Origin of the sequence: Ramlibacter sp. PS3R-8, from assembly GCF_037572435.1 — a bacterium.
Classification (GTDB): Bacteria; Pseudomonadota; Gammaproteobacteria; order Burkholderiales; family Burkholderiaceae_C; genus Ramlibacter.
The window spans coordinates 175,995-191,776 of record NZ_JBBHGT010000007.1 but is presented as its reverse complement, the minus strand read 5'-3'; the positions used below and the strand labels follow the sequence as shown (position 1 = coordinate 191,776).

The window sequence follows — 15,782 nt, the reverse complement described above, 5'->3', positions numbered from 1 at the left end:
AAGACCCTCGCCTTGCTCACCTGCTCAGCCAGGAAGGGGTGCGTGTGGCAAGCCAGTACAATCAAGCGCTCACGCGGCTGTAGCTCAGTGGATAGAGTATTGGCCTCCGAAGCCAAGGGTCGTGGGTTCGATCCCCGCCAGCCGCACCAATGAACATTGCCGTTTTCGAGACTCTTCAAGGCATTCTCTCAAACGCCATGTAAGCGTGGGTGTAAGCACCTTTCGCGAATGGATTTGACTCCGCTCGATGAGCCCCCGGCGCATGTTGAGCGAGTGGCCCGACGGGTTTCGCGTTCCGCGCCCTAACATGCAGTTCATCTCAATCGCCGAGGTGCTCCACACGCTCGCATCCACGGTGGATCTTCCCGAGAAGTGGCTAGATGATTGCCTGAAGCTTTCCGAGATTCCGGAGACTCGGACCCTGTTCGGACGTGAAATCTCGATGTTCGGACCTCTTGGTAAAGCCCCTTACCGTGCGCAGTTCGAATCGAGTTTTCGCCTGTCACAGGCAGCCGCACAACTGGACGCCGCACTGCACAACGCGTCGGAAAAGGCGGCAGGCCCAGTCTGGTACGACAAGCGACAGACGAACTACCCCAAGATCAGTTCCGGCGCACAAGAAGCGTACCTTCCGGTACTCGTGGACCTTGCTGGCCATTTCCCACGGCTGCTGGAAGCCCACCGTGCCGGAGATCTGGATCTAACAGGAAGATCTCAAAAGCCACTGAGTCGGTGGCACGAGTTCGACGCTCAACTGCGAGACCTGGTGGGTTTCGATGAGTCCGAAATTACGAAGCTTCTCGGTGTTGAGCGTAATCCTTCCGCGAGTGTCGATCACGCGGGAGCTGTTGCTGAAGGGGCTCCCGGCGACTCAGCAGCCACTGCACTGCCGCCGCCAGCAGCCCCAGTTGTTGCGCAGCTAAGTGCACCTCCGCGGCGTCTGCCCTTCCGGCATCCTGTTTCATTGAACGACCTTCTCAAGCTGACACTTTCGGAAGCCTTGAGCAGCATTCCTGTCGATTGCGCCGTTGAAAAAGAGCAGCGCAGATTCGTTCGCGACTTCGTTTGGGACCGTTTGACCGCGCTCGCTGGTTCTGACGAGAAGCCTTCATTCTTGGACGGGCTAGCGAAGAGCGGTGACATCAAGGTTCGAACTCCTGATGGGCAGGACACGTATCAATACGAGACGCTTCGGAGACGCGTTGATCGCGAGTTCAACAAGCGCAAGTGATCTGAATACCGACCCCCGTCGCCCGAACCAGCGACCGGGATCAAGACAGAGGGGGACCCCGTCGGACACGGCAAGACGAAGCCGGTCAAGGGATGGATTTCAATTCTTCACGCCGTCAAAGTACTAATCGCGGTAGGCGCCCGTCGAATCCAGTCCCGGGATTCAGCACCTCCGCGATTCAACTAGAAAGGTGTGCCATGAATGATCCAGAGGATCAACCCGAAGAATCCCAGTCCACGAACGACTTCGCTGACGACCTGGATATCAAGCCCCAGACCGTTCACAAACGGTATTGCTCCACGGGATCGTACTTCGGCATCCGTCCGTTGTTCAAGCTGCCCAATGGCCACTTGAGATGGCCGAAGAATCCGCTTGCAATCTTGAAGAAGACTGGCGTGAAGGCGCGGCGGAAGAAGGCGTCCGCGCCCATTGACGATGCCAGCTGGCCTGAGGCCTAGGTGCATCGAAATCCGTAGGCGACGCCTGCACCGCTCTGAAGACGTTCAGAAGCAACTACCGCCGCCGGCAAACCCGTAGATCGCGCGAGGGGCCCCTCGCCGGCAACCGGCATTCACTTCTTTCCATTTTCCCGTCCGAATCCCAAGTGGACTCGGGTGGAGTTGCTTTGCTCAAATTTCATGAACTCATTTTCATCTTCTCACTTCACCACCCCAAGTCATGCATACCAGATGGTGAAAGGCCGCCGGGCCGATGCTATTAACTACCTGATCACGCAGGGCGTGAATCCAGCGTCCGCCGGTGCCCAGCTGTGCGCGCAGGGAACGATCGTCACCCAATACCTTGCCAACATCAGCTGGCCGAACGGGCAGACCGTGGTCCCGGGCTGCCCGACCATTCATGTCCAGGAATCCAGTGACGGAAAGTCCCTGCTTGCGCAGCTGACCACGGCCCCCATCAAGCACTACATAGAGACATTGGAATTTGAAGGCCTACCAGTGGTAGGCGAAGTTCAAGCGAAGAATCCGTTTGCGCTGATCGAGGACGCAACGCGGGAAGCGGTGATCGACGCGATGACCGAAGCCCAAACGGTGACGCTGCTCACGACCGAGGGATCGATGGTCCTTCCGCTCATGCGAAAGTCCGCTTCTACGCTGGTCAAGCTTGTCGATGGCGAAGGCCTGGACCATGCGCGTCGCGGCGAGGGACGTATCTCCATCGGAACGGAGAAGCGCTTTTCTATCCACGCCCAGACCCAGGATGGTCCATTCAAGACGCACGCGCGACACCTGCGAACAGACGACGCCGGAACGGGGCTTCAGAACCGAACTGGGTTTTCTTATACGCCCCCGTCACTGCCGAGGGTCGCACCCGGTAGCTTCGATCCCTCACATGCTTCTCTCCGCGCTTGCATTGTCCGTGGTATGGAGCTCGTCAACGAGACGATCAAGCAAGTCCGGACCAAGGCCGTCCGCCCGAAACTGCGCCTTACCAAGGAAGCGAACGACTGCCTGCAGCATATGGCGATCCAGTCGCGCCAGGCCGCGCAGAGCTACCCCCCTTTCCTGCGTACTTATCTTTCGCGCCATGCTGAGCGTGCGCTGCGCGAGGCCGGCTCTCATCACCTCTTTGAATACGGCATTCAAGGCGAAATCACGCTCGCCACCATGCAGATGGCGGACCGCTTCAGCGCAGATAGTTTCAACGCGTTCTGCGTGCTGACCGACGAACAGCCTAAGCTGACGAAGCAAGAGGACAACGCCCTCACTCTCGAAAGCCTCATTTATGCCCAAGCCATCTACTTTGGGCCACGTCTCTCCGTCACCAAGCTCAGGTCTTTGACGGTCAACATCGGATTGACAAAGGGCCAGTTCAACGCCGCCCTGCCCCTCCTCTGCATCCAAGGCAAGGTCTACGTCGAACGCGACTGGCTTTACTACGTGCCGCTGATGGCCAACGGCTGGCCCCGTCTCAGCAGTTGAGGAGAACCGACGATGCACCACTTTATTCCGCCGCTCGGGTCGTACATGCTGGAAGACACCGCTGGTCAGACCACCATGTTCTCGCTACCAAATGCAGACATTTCGGCCGCACATCAGTTCATGCGGCTGGTACTCCGTACCCGCCAACAGCCGATGGAGCAGGACGCCCGTCGCCGTTGGTTTCGCACTGCACTGGGACAGCACGAGTTCTTGATATGCAGGTACTCGAACATGGACGTCCCGCATCTGAAACTTGAGCCACAACTGAGGCTTTTCCTGCAGGTCTACGCCTCCCGCCGCGCGCTGATGCGCGATGGCTCACGGATCGAATCCGATTGGGAGCTGACGTGCTCCTTCACCGAATTCATCAGCCACCTTCGCCATGCGGCGCACGCCGGCGGGGTGAAAAAGCAGCAAGCGGATTGGGAGAGCACCTTTCGCAAGAACACAAGCCGAATGCGGTCGTTGGAGCGCGCGTGCTTCCGCGCCTCGACTTTTGTGACCGTCGTTCCTGCGCATTTCGTGCTCAAGGAATGGATCTTGAGCCCAGGAGAGGTCACGTCGCACATCCCGCCGACACCCACCGGGAGCACGCCGCGGAATCCCCGCATCGCGGGAGTCTACGACCAAGGACACCGCGTGGGTTTCGACGACTTGCGAGTGGCCAGGCAGCGCTTCTTTGCCAAGCTGAAAGGGCGTACGTCGCTCAATGCGAAGTTGCTGACGTACGCGTGGCGGATGAATTTCGCCCCTGTTGCGGGATACCACATGCACGCGGTCTTCTACTTCGCGGCCGTGCCAACGGCTGACTCGTTCGCGCTCTGGCAGGGCCTAGAACAGCTCTGGACTTCGGTGACCCAGGGCTGCGGCTCGTTCTCGCGAACCGCAGCCTGCACCGCGGACGACATGTTCCGCCGTGGGTTCGGCCTGATTCACGCGACGGATGCAGCAAAGCGCCAGAACTACCGGAGGCTGACGGGCCTCCGGCTCCCCCCGCACCCCCACGCGACGATTGTCGTGCACGGTCGGCCGGCCACCATGTTCAAGACCGGCGAGCTGCCCAAGCGGGCGGCCGCGCAGCTCGGTGCCAACCGCGGGATCAGTGGCAACAGCTCCATATCCAACTTCGTCATTTATGAGAAGAATCAAGCACTTACGGAGAATGCTAACGCGCGGTGGACGGCGGTGGCCCCGTTGCAGAGGCGGGCGAGTGATGGAGGCGCCCATCGTGAATAGCGTGGAAATGCAACCAACTCGTCCCAGGGCCGCCGTCTTTGCCTGCGCGGTTTTAGCAGTTACGTCGACAGGCTTGTCCGTGTCTATCTCTGCGGCCAGCGGATGGAATCGAGGAGACACCGGCCTCAACGCCTGGCTGTGGGCTGCGCTCGGCGTGCTGGCCACTTTTTCAGCACACTTGCTGCCTTCGGCATCCCGGCTGGGAAATTGGCGGATGAAGGCATTGACCTGGATCCTCTGGATTTGCTGCTTCACTTTCGCGGCCATCACCCATGCTTCCTACTATCTCGGATCTCAGACCGCCCGCGGAGAGCAGAGGGCGACGACAGTTGCACCGCCATCGAAGGAAGGCAGGCGTCCGCTGTCGAAGGTGATGATGGAGAAGGGGGAGATCGACGCTCGAATCGCGGCCTTGACGCGCGCGACGTGCGCACCGGAGTGCACAGCAATGATGCGTAAACGTGCGCAGCTGCGCGCCCAAGGTATGGCTCTTGAACAAGAGGAGATAGAGCTTCGCCGCCTGGCGGCTGACGACGAGGTCGCCCGGCTCGCGACAGCGGAAGCCAAAAACGACCCGGCGGTATGGGCGGCAGCCAGCATGCTCGGCATTCAGCCGGCTCGACTCCAGCATGGACTTGCCGCGCTGGCCGGCATCCTGGTAGATGGCACGGCCTGCCTTTCCTGGACTCTGCTGCTTTTGATGCGCCCAGCCCGAAGACAGACGGTAACTGCAGGGGTGGATGTCCATGAGGGAGTAACAAGCGAGTGCACTGCCAAGCCGGTGAGTCACGGGACTGTCGATGCTGGTGTAACCGAGAGTCACGCAGCACGTGATTCTCAAGCTCTGAGCGATCAATTGAGGAACGTCCGTGAAGCGATCGAAGCAGGAACGTTGCGCAAGACGGTCCGGGCTATTCGTGCCCACCTTCAATGTGGCCAAGACAGGGCGATGGCGGTCTACCGGCGTCTCGACGGCGGCCCTGTCCGCGGCAACGCGGCCTAGGGCTATGGCGAGCCGGCCAGTCATTGGCCGGCTCGCTACTCCTCACAAGTAACGGACGACAAGAGCCGGCTCTTTTTCTTGGACTTGGCTCCAGACGCGTTTCGGTCCGAGGTGCTTGCCGGGGATGGCTGCGTCACCACGGTCCTTGTGACTGCGATGGTCAACCTGCTGCGAGTGGCCATGGAGACGAAGGTGATCGTTGATCAGCTCACTGGCCTTCCGGCGCTGCTCCTTCAGCCGCTCGGTCATGGCTCGATATGTGGGGCCCCCTGAGTCTTTCCTCCATCCACCGTTCTTCGGCGCCGCGGGGTTGTACCGCTTGAAGATTTGCTCTACTGGCCGGTCGATCCCGTCGGGTACACGGCCGCAAATCAAGGCGTGGAGGTGCGGCTGATCGCCTCCCTCCAAGGCAGCCTTGGGGCAATGTACCGCCCAAGCGACAGGACTTTGCCCGGCCAGCATGAGAGCGAGCTCCTTGGCGAGGGCGGCCTGCTCTTCCGGCTTCAACACCCGCGGCAGCGCGACTTTTGTGTCGACTGCTCCTCCGTTTCGTCGTTCATGATCATCCAAGGTCTCGAAGAATTCCTTGGGCTTCATGTCATCCGGCATGTTCTCCGCGCCAGCTGCCACCAAGTCCCCCTTCTTCGCGTATTTGCCGCTCCGGTGGTTGTACTTGAGCCTTTCTGCGGTGTTGCCGGTCTTGACCGGCTTGACGTTCATGTGGAAGAAGTTCTTGGAATCGTTCATTTCACTCGGGAATAGAAACTGTAAGTGCGCGTCCCCGCTACTCCTGTGAGTAGCGCTCGCTAGAGGGCAGGCTAGGGGATGCTCCAAACCAGAGTGTGAGCTGGCCTCTGAGGGCCAGTGTCACTGGTTCATAGCATTGATAGACGAGTAAAAAGTTACTCGCGGAGGTCGCAGTTAGGCGTGCGGTGGTGGCGTGCGCGATAATTTGCGCGCAGTCACTGCTGCCGCTGAACGGCCCCGATCGACCAGGCTAGACGGTGTGGAATACGCCCGGTTGAATCAGCGACGCCCAACCAGATGTGGCGCCGGCGAGAGTGGCGAGCCAGCATCCTCTCCCAAGCCGATCGGGATCCGCGCCCCAGCGTTCCGCCACGACGATCGCACTGGCGAGTGCCCCAGAAGCGACGGCCACCTGTGCGCGCATGGCCGGGAAGTCGAGGCTCGCATTGATGACCAAACCCATAGTCAAGACTGCGCCCCAACAAGCGACAAGACCAAGCAGGCGCCAACTCGCATGGCTGGTGATCCGATTGAGAGGCTCGCGGACGGGATCCGCAGACCAGTGCTGCCCTTCCAGCCCATCGCCGCAGCCCAGGCGGGTATGCGCCAACGCGTTCACAGCCTTCCTCCGGCTGCTGGCGCGAGCATTGCAGTAGCCGTGGCGAACGCCGCACCTCCGCCGATCGGCGCCAATGTGCCCTGGGCGAAGGCAAACGCGCGCGACGAGCGCGTCACGCCAGCGCGGAAGGCGAGCGGGCGGTCCGCACGGGCCAAGGACAGGAAGTGCGCCGAGAGCTCAAGGGTGACCACGACGTCGGAGTCGAAGTGCCCGAGCCCGGCGAGTACAAAGGCCGCGTCGAACCCGGCCGCGATCGCTCCTCCATTGAGAGCCGCGACGCCACCTCCTCCAAGCAGCCCTTCCTGCACGCGCGAGACCAGGATCTCCGCCAGCGCCGGGTCGCCGAAACGGCCTTCGAAGCCGAACCAAGAGATCTCGGGCCGGCGATTGAAGGCGGCGAGCTTGGCGCGGCGCGCCTCCGCGGGCTGACGGAATCGCAGGAACTCTGCGCGTGCGCTTTGGGCGTCAGTGGGAGTGGCCATGGCGCGCATGAACGATGGCGTGCCCCTTGCCACGGGCGATCAAGACGCGGTTCAGCGGGAAGGCGGCCAGTCCGGCAAACAGCAGCGAAGCGGCCAGCGCGATCCAGAACGCGACGGTGTCCAACCCCGCTTCCATCGCCCCGGGCCAGGCGAGCATCGCGGCGTTGTCGACGAACTCCATCAGCGCGATCGAGGCGGTGTCGGAGGGTAACGCGATCGAGGCGGCCGCGCGAGGAGGGATGCCGGCCTTCAACAGCGGCGCCATCGTGAACGCGTAGCCGAACAGGAACGCGAGCGCCACGGACACGGCGACGGTCGCGCCATTGGGCCAGGACAACGCGGTCCCGATGACCATCCCAAGGATCTCGCCGACGGCGCACCCCGAGAGGCAGTGCAGAGTCGCCAGGAAGGCGGTGCGATTGAGGCTGGGCGCAAAGGACGGGGCGTCCGCGCCGCCGCGTTGCCCGCGGGCATGCCCGTCGTCGCCGCCATGCGCCGCGCGGCCATGGTGGCGGTGCTGGGAGTGCACGTGCTGCATGGCGGCTCCTCAGTGATGGCGGATCGCGCGACGGGGGAAGCAGGGCTGCGCGTGGATCCAGTTGCGGTGGGCGATGGGGCCGCACTCGGTCATCATGATTCCGCTCTCCACCGCGGCGGCATGCGAGAAGCCGAGGTCGCTCAGCTCGCGCGAGTCCATCCGCGAGACCTCTTCGGCGTCGCGCCGCAGGCGCGAGCGCTCGGAGAGCCAGTGGCGAGTCCTTGAAATCCAAGCGGGGGCTAGGGCCCAGATGTTCGATGCGTCCATGAGTAGCTCCTTTGTGGTTAGGAGCCCCGATGGTCGACCTTGCCATGGTGTCAAGGTCAAGTGGCCCCTTGCGGATAAATTTAGGCCATGCGAAGCTGCGGCGCAATTCCGCGAAACAGCCGACCTCGTCTGCGAATTTGCACAATGTCCAAACTGGCGCGATCGAAAGCTCCGCCCCGACTCGCTTGGGACCAGCTCGAAGCGTTCCTGGCGGTCTGCCGCGCGGGAACGCTATCGGAGGCCGCCAGGCTGCTCGAAGTCGACCACTCGACGGTGCTGCGGCGAGTCGGCGCGCTCGAAGCGTCCGTCGCCACCCGGCTCTTCGACAGGCTGCCCGCCGGCTACGCGCTCACCGAGTCCGGCAGCGCGTTCGCCGAGAAGCTCGCGGGCGTGGCCGACCAGATCGATGGCGCGCACCGCCACGTGCTGGGCCTGGACGAGGCCGTGAGCGGCTTGATTCGAGTCACCACCACCGACGCCGGCATCGCCCTGCTCACGCCCCACATCGCGGAGTTCTCCAAGCTCCACCCCGGCGTCGAGATCCATCTGACAATGAGCAACGCGCTTTTGAACCTCACGCAGCGCGAGGCGGACGTGGCGCTGCGAGGATCGAACAAGCCCCCGGAGAATCTGGTCGGACGCAACGTCGGCAGGGTCCAGCTGGCGCTCTACGCCTCGAAGTCCTACCTCAAGGCGCTCGGAGGCGAGCCGACCATGGACCGCATGCGGTTCGTCGGCCCTGACGACTCCCTCGCGCAAGCGCCCTCCTCGACGTGGTTCGCAAAGCGCGTGGCTCCCAGCCAGGTGGCGCTGCGCCTGGACTCGATGGCCGGGATCGTCGATGCGGTTGCGCAGGGCGTGGGCGCGGGCATCCTCCTGTGCCCCTTGGCGGAGCCCCGCAAGGAACTGGTGCGCCTGGCGCCGCCCGACCCGGCGCTCGATTCGCAGACTCGGCTGCTCACGCACCCTTCGCTTCGCAACGTCGCCAGGATCCGTGTGTTCACGCAGTTCATGGCCGAAAGGCTCTTGGCCGATCCGCGGCTCGCCCACTGAGCGTGGAGCGCAGGACGCATTGGGGACTCGGAGGAAACAGCGGCGCGTCACCGCAGGCGGCTTCTCGGCGCGGCCGCGAGCGCCCACCATCGACTCCTTGATCAACAGGAGCCCCTCCATGCCATTCGTGCAACTTAAACTTTTCGGAGCGCGGGCGACCGACGCCGACGTCGCCGCTCTTCAAAAAGGCCTCACCGGCCTCATGGCCAGCCCGATGCGCAAGAAGCCCGAGCTGACCGTCGTCTCCGTCGAAGCCTCCCGCGCGCGCGTCTCGCGGGCCGGCGCGGAGCTTGCGGGGTCCGAGTGGACCGCGCAGCTGAAGGCCTTCGTGACCGCCGGCACGAACACGCAGGACGAGAAGGCCGCATTCCAGGCCGCGGCGCACGCTCTGCTGGTCGAGCAATTCGGCGAGCCCTCCGCCCCGCTCTACGTCATCGTGCAGGAGGTGGCGGGGACCGACTGGGGCTACGGCGGGTTGCCTCAGGCCGCTCGCGCCAAGACCGCCTTACCGGCCTGAGCCGGTCGAGCCGGCGCGGGCGCGCCGCCCTTCGCAGCGTCCGCGAGGAATTCCACGAACGCGGAGACCTTGGGCAGCGCGCGCCGCTCGGGCCGCACCGCCCAGAACGCGTCGCCATAGGGTCCCTCGACGGTCCACCCGGGCAGCAGCTCGACGAGCTCGCCCCGCGCGAGCGCGGCGCTGTGGACGTAGTCGGGCAGCAGGGCCACACCGAGCCCCGCGATCGCCAGCTCCAGCAGCGCGTCGCTCGTGTTCGCTCGCACCGGCCCCTCCGGAAGCACCTCCGCCCTCTCCTGCCCGCGCGACAGGATCCAGGGCTCCTTCGCCCGGCGACCGGCTAGCCGCAAGGCCGGGAGCGACTCGACGTCGCCAGGCGTCTTCGCCGCGGCGACGCCGGCGAGGCGCGGCGAGGCGCACAGCCGGTAGCGCACGTCTCCGAGCTTCTTGGCCACCATGCCTTCGGGCAGCCGTCGGCTCAAACGGATCGCAACGTCGAAGCCCTCCTCGACGAGATCGACCATGCGGTCGAGAAGGTGCAGCTCCACCTCGACCTCGGGATGGCGCTCGCGAAAGGCGGGCAGCAGGGGCACCAGGAAGCGTTGGCCGAAGGACACCGACGCCGTCGCTCGAAGCAGGCCGCGCGGCGCGCGCGACAAGCTGGCGGCCGATTCCCGCGCCATTGCGGCGAGCTTCGAAATCTGCGACGCGTGCTCATACGCCTGCTGCCCGGGCTCCGTGAGCGACACCGCCCGCGTTGTGCGCCGGAGCAGCTTCACGCCCCACTCCTCCTCGAGGCGGGCCACCTGCTTGCTCACCGCGGAACGCGTCATTCCGAGGCGGCGCGCGGCAGCGGCGAAGCCGTTCGACTCGACCACGGCCACGAAGGTCGCGAGCGACGGCAGGAGGTCTTGGGATCGCTCGAGGTTCATCATTCCCATTCTGGCGCGGGACCGCCGTATTCCCAACAGACTAGGCGACCTGCAATCCCAGCTCACCGGATGAAGTGCTCGCGAGTGGAGCTCAGCTACCCGAGGGCAGGCAGATCGCGTCCGACAGGTGCTTGTATACGGTGGCGATGCGGCGCAGGTGGCGCGACTCCGGATGCGCCAGGAGCCACAGTGTCGACTCGCAGCCCTCCAAGGGCGCCGACAATGCTTTCAGGCTTGGCTCCGCTTCCAGCATGAAAAGCGGCAGCACGCCCACGCCGAGGCCGGCCTGGATGGCGTCGGCGACGCCCACGATGCCGTCTACTAAATGGCGTGGCGCCAGCTTGGGCAGATGCTTACGCCGCCAGCGAACCGAGGGGTGTTCGGGCATCGCTTCGTCGGGCGCGATCTAATCCAGCGCCTCCAGCGGCTTGGCCTGCTGCCCGCGCACGCCCATCACGGCAAATCGGATGCGGCCCAGCTCGCGGCCGACCAAATGCTCTGGCGGGCGCGGCGTAGCCCGCAGGGCCAAATCGGCATCGCGCCGCGACAGACTCATAAGCTGGTTGCCGGCATGTAGCTCGAGTTGCAGCAGCGGATGCGCGCGCGCCAGCGCCGGTAACCTAGGCAGCACCAACCCGCGCAGCACCGAGTCGGTAGTGGTCAGCCGCACGCGACCGCTCACCTGTGCGCCTGCGCCCGAAGCCGCGGCGCGCGCCGACTCGAGCTCCGCCTCGATGCGTTCAGCATGGCGCGCCACTTCGCTGGCCGCCTCGGTCGGCAGGTAGCCCCGGCGGGTGCGCTCGAAGAGGCGCTGACCGAGCGACTTCTCCAGCCGCTGGAGAGCGCGGAACACGGTGGACGGGTCGCTACCGCTGCGGTGCGCCGCTTCGGCCAGCGATCTGCCGCGAACCAGCGCCAACACCACGCCGAGGTCAGCGGCGGTCAGATCGTATTGCGGCTTTGCAATGGAAGTTTTCACTCGCGCCTATTTCCGTTGCGACTCTGCAATCCTACAGTTCGCTTCCACCCACCGCAAACCCAGGAGCCATCCATGCCTTCCACCCCATCCAACGACCTGCCGTCCCACGGCCCCACCCTGCTGCGACTGGCGCTCGGCACCATGTGGATCACCCATGCCCTGCTCAAGGTGCTGGTGTTCACGCTGCCCGGCGCGGCACGCTTCTTCGACAGCGTCGGCCTCCCCGGCGCGCTCGCCTATCCGGTGGTCGCCTTCGAACTGGCCGGTGGCATCGCGATCGTGCTTGGCTTTTATGGCCGCCAGGTCTCGCTTCTCCTCACGCCCATCCTGGTGGGGGCCGCCTGGGTGCACCTGCCCAACGGCTGGGTGTTCACCAATCCGAACGGCGGCTGGGAGTACCCGGTGTTCCTGCTGGCCGCCTCCCTCGCCCACTGGCTGGTCGGCGACGGCGCCTGGGCCGCCCGCCGCAGCCGCGCTCTGGTGCCCGCCTGAGCGTTTTCTCCTGTCCCGTCAATTCATTCAAAGAGGTCCCCATGAAGCTCTATTTCTCTCCCGCCTACTGCTCGCAGGCCGTTCACATCGCGCTGCGCGAAGCCGGACTCGCCGCCGACTACGTGAAGGTCGACACGGTCGCCGCTCGCACCGAAGAAGGCGCCGACTTCCGTGCCATCAACCCGCGCGGATACGTGCCGGTCCTGGAACTGGACGACGGCAGCCGCCACACCGAGGTCGCCGCGCTGCTGCAGTTCGTCGCCGACCTGGCGCCCGCGTCCGGCCTGATCCCCGCCGTGGGCAGCCGCGACCGCTTCGTGGTGCAGCAGTGCCTCACTTTCGTCTCCAGCGAACTGCACAAGTCCTTCAGCCCCTGGCTGTTCCACAAGGAGACCGCGGACTCGACCCGCAAGGCGGTCAAGGACAAGCTGGCCGCGCGGTTTGCCGACGTCGACTCGCGGCTGGCCGGCCGCGAGTGGCTGGTGGGCGACCGCTTCACCGTGGCCGATGCCTATGCCTTCACCATCCTTAGCTGGGCCCCCATGCTGGGCATCAGCCTCGCTGCTTTCCCGAACCTCTCGGCCTGGATGGGACGCGTTCGCGCCCGGCCGCACGTGCAGGCGACGCTTCGCGCCGAAGGCCTGCTGAAGGATTGACGTCGCCATGGACCTCACCCTGGTCAGTCACCACCTCTGCCCCTACGTGCAACGCGCCGCCATCGTGCTGCACGAAAAGGGCGTCCCGTTCGAGCGCCGCTGGGTGGACCTCGCCGCCAAGCCGGACTGGTTCAACGCCGTCTCACCGCTCGGCAAGACGCCCGTGCTGCTGGTCGGCGGCGACCCGGTGTTCGAGTCGGCGGTGATCTGCGAGTACCTCGACGAGACGCTGGCGCCGCGGCTGCATCCGGCCGATGCGTTGCTGCGCGCGCGCCACCGTGGCTGGATGGAATTCGGCTCCTCGGTGCTGAACACCATCTGGGCGTACTACACGGCGCCGGATGCGGCCGCACCGCAGGCGCAGCGCGAGGTGCTGGAGGCGCGCTTCGCGCAACTGGAGCAGGCGCTGCATCCGCAGGGCCCGTTCTTCGCCGGCGCCGGCTTCTGCATCGTCGACGCGGTGTTCGCGCCGGTGTTCCGCTACTTCGGCACGTTCGAGGCCCTGGGCGAGCCGGGCTGGTTCTCCCGCACGCCACGAGTCGGCGCCTGGCGCGCGGCGCTGGCGCAGCGCCCATCCGTGCGCGCCGCGGCGGTGGCGGACTACGACGCCCGCCTGCGGGCGTTCCTGCGCGAGCGAGCAAGCGAGCTGTCGCGCCGAATGCAATAGCCGCCCCCAGGAACCCGAAGCACGTGGGAGGTTTAGGAACCGACTGCACTCACTGGAAGCGCCCAGCGGGTACTGCACGTCTCCCAGCTTTTTGGCCACCATCCTCTCAGGGCAGCCGCCGGCTCAGTCGAATCTGGTCGGTAGGGCTAGCGGTGGGGTGCCTCGCTTGTCTCAACCATATCAGTGGATTGCCTGCTGCGAGAGATTCAGCGCGAGTTCGGTCACGGAGGCGCTTCCTGGCTCCCGCCACGTCCGGAACCCGAACTCGCGCGCAAGCCCCAGCATCGCCGCGTTCTCCGACAACGCTGATCCGACCAGGCGACCAGCGCCGTGCCGGCGCGCGGCTTCGATCACGGCGCACATGAGAGCTCGGCCCACGCCGAGCCCCTGCCACTCGTCCGCGACCACCACCGCGAGCTCGGAGTTGCCAGCGTCCGCGAGATCCACGAAGCGTGCGACGCCGACTTGCAGCTCCTGGCCTTCCGCTTGGGCCACTGCGACTAGCGCCCCTTCGCGCGAGGCGTCGAGTTCGGTGCACCGGCGGAGCTCCTCGCCCGCGATTTTGCGGGTTGAGAAGAAACGCAGGTAGCGGGTGCGTTCGGAGAGCCTGGCCACGAACCGTGGTGAGCCCCAGGTCGCCCGCGCTAATCGGTCGGATGCGCACGGCGAGCCGCGCGAGGGTTGCCCTCGCCGTCGCGCAGGGCGAGGCTGGCCTGAACGCGCTGGAATCAGAAGGGGCGGCGACGCTTGCGCGGTGTTCGTACGACCCATATCGGCTCTCCTGTTTGCAGCCGACGATTGCCGACTCCATGCGAATCTAGCCTGTGCGCCCGCGCGCGGCAATTCCCGGATTTCGAGGAAGCGCTCCGCGGAAATGCACAGCAGCGCCGGCGGGACCAGCGCGAGGACGGCGCCGGTTGTGCGCTCGGTCTTAAGAACCTCTCCTACGTCCCCCAAGCCGCTCAGTGTTCTTCTTTCGCGTGATTCAAGGTGTACTTAGGAATCTCCACGGTGAGATCGTCGCGTCCCACGATCGCTTGGCAACTCAGGCGCGACTGTGCTTCAAGGCCCCACGCGCGGTCGAGCAGATCATCCTCGCACTCTTCCAGAGCGTTCAGAGACTCAAACCCACTGCGGACAATGCAATGGCAGGTAGTACACGCGCAGCTCAGGTCGCACGCATGCTCGATCTCGATGCCGTTTTCTAGCAGGGCTTCGCAGATGGAGGTACCTGAGGTGACGTCCAACACGGCGCCATCCGGTGCAAGTTCCGCATGTGGCAATACAGTAAGTCTAGGCATGTCGAGCTGCTACTCCCGCTGCGTGGTGTGCTCGATTGCCGACACGAAAGCATCGCGTCGAACCTGTTGTTGCGCCGGGCCTTCGCCAAGCGGCGCCTCTACCGAGACTGCCGGGAGCGCCGCAACATCGACCCCTGGGACGTCGGTTGATAGACGATGCTCGATCTGCATGAGTCGCTCGATCAGTAGGTAGTCGCTAAGGATCACCGCTTGTCCGGGTACCCCGCCTCGATAAGCACCGCAAGGAAAGCGCGCTCATCCTCCGCGCTATGGACCCGAACCTCACGCGCGGGCGGGTCGGCCTCGATACGGGCCTGCGGATCGACGCTCAGCAGCGCATTGGTGACGGACTTCGCGCAGCCGCCGCAGGTCATGTTCGGAATGTGGAAACGAAGCATCATGATTTCCTGGTTGTCAATCTGTCCAACTAATGTGGGGTTTGACAGCGTGGCAAGGTCAAGCGCTTCTCAGAAAGTTTTTTGCCTCCCGTCCCCTGGCGAAGTTCTTGCACCGCGTTTGCGCGCACCGGAGAAGGGAGGAAAGCGAAGAAGCGCGAAGCACACTTAGGTGAGAACGACGCTCGGCAAGCTCGTGCCCGTTCGGCCTCAGTTCACGTGGCGGCGCGATGGCGCGACGAGGCAGGCGTGTCGACCCCAAACCGCGGGGTTCTGTGTGGAGCCTGTGAACAATGTTCCGCCGCCGCGGCAGCCGTAGGTTCAGCCAAATCCGCAATGATCGGACAATCCGGGCGGTCGTTACCGTGGCAGTGATCGGCCAGGTGCTCGAGCGTTTGCGCCATCGCTTGCAGTTCGGCGATCTTCGCCTTCAATCCCGCCACATGGGAAAGCGCCATCGCCTTGACGTCGGCGCTCGCGCGGTCACGGTCGCGCCACAGGACAAGTAGCTCCGAGATCTGTTCAACGGAGAAGCCGAGGTCGCGTGCGCGGCGAATGTAGCGAAGGCTATGTACGTCCGACGAACTGTAATGTCGGTAGCCTGAGTCAGAACGAGCGGCTTGCGGAACCAAGCCAATCTGTTCGTAATAGCGAATCATCTTCGCGGAGACGCCAGAGAACTTGGCTGCTTCACCGATATTCATCATTCTTTTCCTCTAGGGGCGCGTCA

The 15,782-nt window shown here is 64.4% G+C and carries 19 protein-coding genes, 1 tRNA gene and 1 pseudogene; 11 read left to right on the top strand and 10 right to left on the bottom strand.

The window, feature by feature from the left end; genetic code table 11:
- The first annotated feature begins 73 nt into the window (after window positions 1–73).
- From WG902_RS20740 to WG902_RS20715, 6 genes are all read left to right on the top strand, one after another.
- A tRNA-Arg gene (locus WG902_RS20740) sits at window positions 74–149 on the top strand.
- 158 nt (window positions 150–307) lie between these two features.
- Window positions 308–1,231: a hypothetical protein gene (locus tag WG902_RS20735; protein WP_340062106.1), complete on the top strand. Its 924-nt coding sequence runs from the start codon at window positions 308–310 to the stop codon at window positions 1,229–1,231.
- Window positions 1,232–1,428: 197 nt separating this feature from the next.
- Window positions 1,429–1,689: a hypothetical protein gene (locus WG902_RS20730; protein ID WP_340062105.1), complete on the top strand. Its 261-nt coding sequence runs from the start codon at window positions 1,429–1,431 to the stop codon at window positions 1,687–1,689.
- 180 nt (window positions 1,690–1,869) lie between these two features.
- Window positions 1,870–3,171 carry a DUF3987 domain-containing protein gene (locus WG902_RS20725; RefSeq protein WP_340062104.1) on the top strand — a complete coding sequence of 434 codons (1,302 nt, stop codon included), beginning with the start codon at window positions 1,870–1,872 and terminating at the stop codon, window positions 3,169–3,171.
- A 12-nt stretch (window positions 3,172–3,183) separates the two neighbouring features.
- Window positions 3,184–4,407, top strand: a complete 1,224-nt coding sequence (locus WG902_RS20720) for a hypothetical protein (RefSeq protein WP_340062103.1) — start codon at window positions 3,184–3,186, stop codon at window positions 4,405–4,407.
- On the top strand, window positions 4,385–5,410 hold the full coding sequence (locus WG902_RS20715) for a hypothetical protein (RefSeq protein WP_340062102.1): 1,026 nt from the start codon (window positions 4,385–4,387) through the stop codon (window positions 5,408–5,410). Before WG902_RS20720 ends, WG902_RS20715 begins: the two co-directional genes overlap by 23 nt.
- 42 nt (window positions 5,411–5,452) lie before the next feature.
- Here WG902_RS20715 and WG902_RS20710 read toward each other — a convergent pair whose 3' ends face one another.
- The 4 genes from WG902_RS20710 to WG902_RS20695 all read right to left on the bottom strand — a co-directional run bounded on the left by WG902_RS20710 (window position 5,453) and on the right by WG902_RS20695 (window position 8,063).
- Window positions 5,453–6,157: a MobA/MobL family protein gene (locus tag WG902_RS20710; protein WP_340062100.1), complete on the bottom strand. Its 705-nt coding sequence runs from the start codon at window positions 6,155–6,157 to the stop codon at window positions 5,453–5,455.
- A 615-nt stretch (window positions 6,158–6,772) separates the two neighbouring features.
- Entirely contained in the window at window positions 6,773–7,258 is a 486-nt protein-coding gene (locus WG902_RS20705; protein WP_340062099.1) for a PaaI family thioesterase, read from the bottom strand.
- Window positions 7,242–7,796 carry a DUF4396 domain-containing protein gene (locus tag WG902_RS20700; RefSeq protein WP_340062098.1) on the bottom strand — a complete coding sequence of 185 codons (555 nt, stop codon included), beginning with the start codon at window positions 7,794–7,796 and terminating at the stop codon, window positions 7,242–7,244. Before WG902_RS20700 ends, WG902_RS20705 begins: the two co-directional genes overlap by 17 nt.
- Window positions 7,797–7,805: 9 nt before the next feature.
- Window positions 7,806–8,063 carry a hypothetical protein gene (locus WG902_RS20695; RefSeq protein ID WP_340062097.1) on the bottom strand — a complete coding sequence of 86 codons (258 nt, stop codon included), beginning with the start codon at window positions 8,061–8,063 and terminating at the stop codon, window positions 7,806–7,808.
- Between the two features lie 144 nt (window positions 8,064–8,207).
- On the opposite strand from WG902_RS20695, the gene WG902_RS20690 reads away from it, so the two are divergent.
- Entirely contained in the window at window positions 8,208–9,116 is a 909-nt protein-coding gene (locus tag WG902_RS20690; protein ID WP_340062096.1) for a LysR family transcriptional regulator, read from the top strand.
- 118 nt (window positions 9,117–9,234) lie between these two features.
- On the top strand, window positions 9,235–9,633 hold the full coding sequence (locus tag WG902_RS20685) for a tautomerase family protein (RefSeq protein WP_340062095.1): 399 nt from the start codon (window positions 9,235–9,237) through the stop codon (window positions 9,631–9,633).
- Here WG902_RS20685 and WG902_RS20680 read toward each other — a convergent pair.
- Together WG902_RS20680 and WG902_RS20675 are read right to left on the bottom strand one after the other, a co-directional pair.
- A complete protein-coding gene (locus WG902_RS20680; RefSeq protein ID WP_340062094.1) occupies window positions 9,597–10,565 on the bottom strand; it encodes a LysR family transcriptional regulator in 969 nt (322 codons plus the stop codon). The two genes, WG902_RS20685 and WG902_RS20680, sit on opposite strands and share 37 nt — an antisense overlap.
- An 88-nt stretch (window positions 10,566–10,653) precedes the next feature.
- Window positions 10,654–11,484: pseudogene (locus WG902_RS20675) on the bottom strand (LysR family transcriptional regulator).
- A 129-nt stretch (window positions 11,485–11,613) separates the two neighbouring features.
- Between WG902_RS20675 and WG902_RS20670 the strand changes: the two are divergent.
- Genes WG902_RS20670 through WG902_RS20660 form a run of 3 tightly spaced genes read left to right on the top strand, consistent with a single transcriptional unit; the run spans window position 11,614 to window position 13,356 of the window.
- Window positions 11,614–12,033, top strand: a complete 420-nt coding sequence (locus WG902_RS20670; protein WP_340062093.1) for a DoxX family protein — start codon at window positions 11,614–11,616, stop codon at window positions 12,031–12,033.
- Window positions 12,034–12,074: 41 nt separating this feature from the next.
- Entirely contained in the window at window positions 12,075–12,689 is a 615-nt protein-coding gene (gene gstA, locus WG902_RS20665; protein ID WP_340062092.1) for a glutathione transferase GstA, read from the top strand.
- Between the two features lie 7 nt (window positions 12,690–12,696).
- On the top strand, window positions 12,697–13,356 hold the full coding sequence (locus tag WG902_RS20660; RefSeq protein ID WP_340062091.1) for a glutathione S-transferase family protein: 660 nt from the start codon (window positions 12,697–12,699) through the stop codon (window positions 13,354–13,356).
- Between the two features lie 180 nt (window positions 13,357–13,536).
- Here WG902_RS20660 and WG902_RS20655 read toward each other — a convergent pair whose 3' ends face one another.
- The 4 genes from WG902_RS20655 to cueR form a co-directional block, all read right to left on the bottom strand.
- Window positions 13,537–13,971 (bottom strand): GNAT family N-acetyltransferase, encoded by a 435-nt coding sequence (locus tag WG902_RS20655; protein WP_340062090.1) that lies wholly within the window; start codon window positions 13,969–13,971, stop codon window positions 13,537–13,539.
- 347 nt (window positions 13,972–14,318) lie between these two features.
- Window positions 14,319–14,657, bottom strand: coding sequence for an ISC system 2Fe-2S type ferredoxin (fdx, locus tag WG902_RS20650; protein WP_340062089.1), 339 nt, complete (start codon window positions 14,655–14,657; stop codon window positions 14,319–14,321).
- A gap of 203 nt (window positions 14,658–14,860) precedes the next feature.
- On the bottom strand, window positions 14,861–15,058 hold the full coding sequence (locus WG902_RS20645) for a heavy-metal-associated domain-containing protein (protein WP_340062088.1): 198 nt from the start codon (window positions 15,056–15,058) through the stop codon (window positions 14,861–14,863).
- A 209-nt stretch (window positions 15,059–15,267) separates the two neighbouring features.
- Window positions 15,268–15,756 (bottom strand): Cu(I)-responsive transcriptional regulator, encoded by a 489-nt coding sequence (cueR, locus tag WG902_RS20640; protein ID WP_340062176.1) that lies wholly within the window; start codon window positions 15,754–15,756, stop codon window positions 15,268–15,270.
- Window positions 15,757–15,782 lie beyond the last annotated feature (26 nt).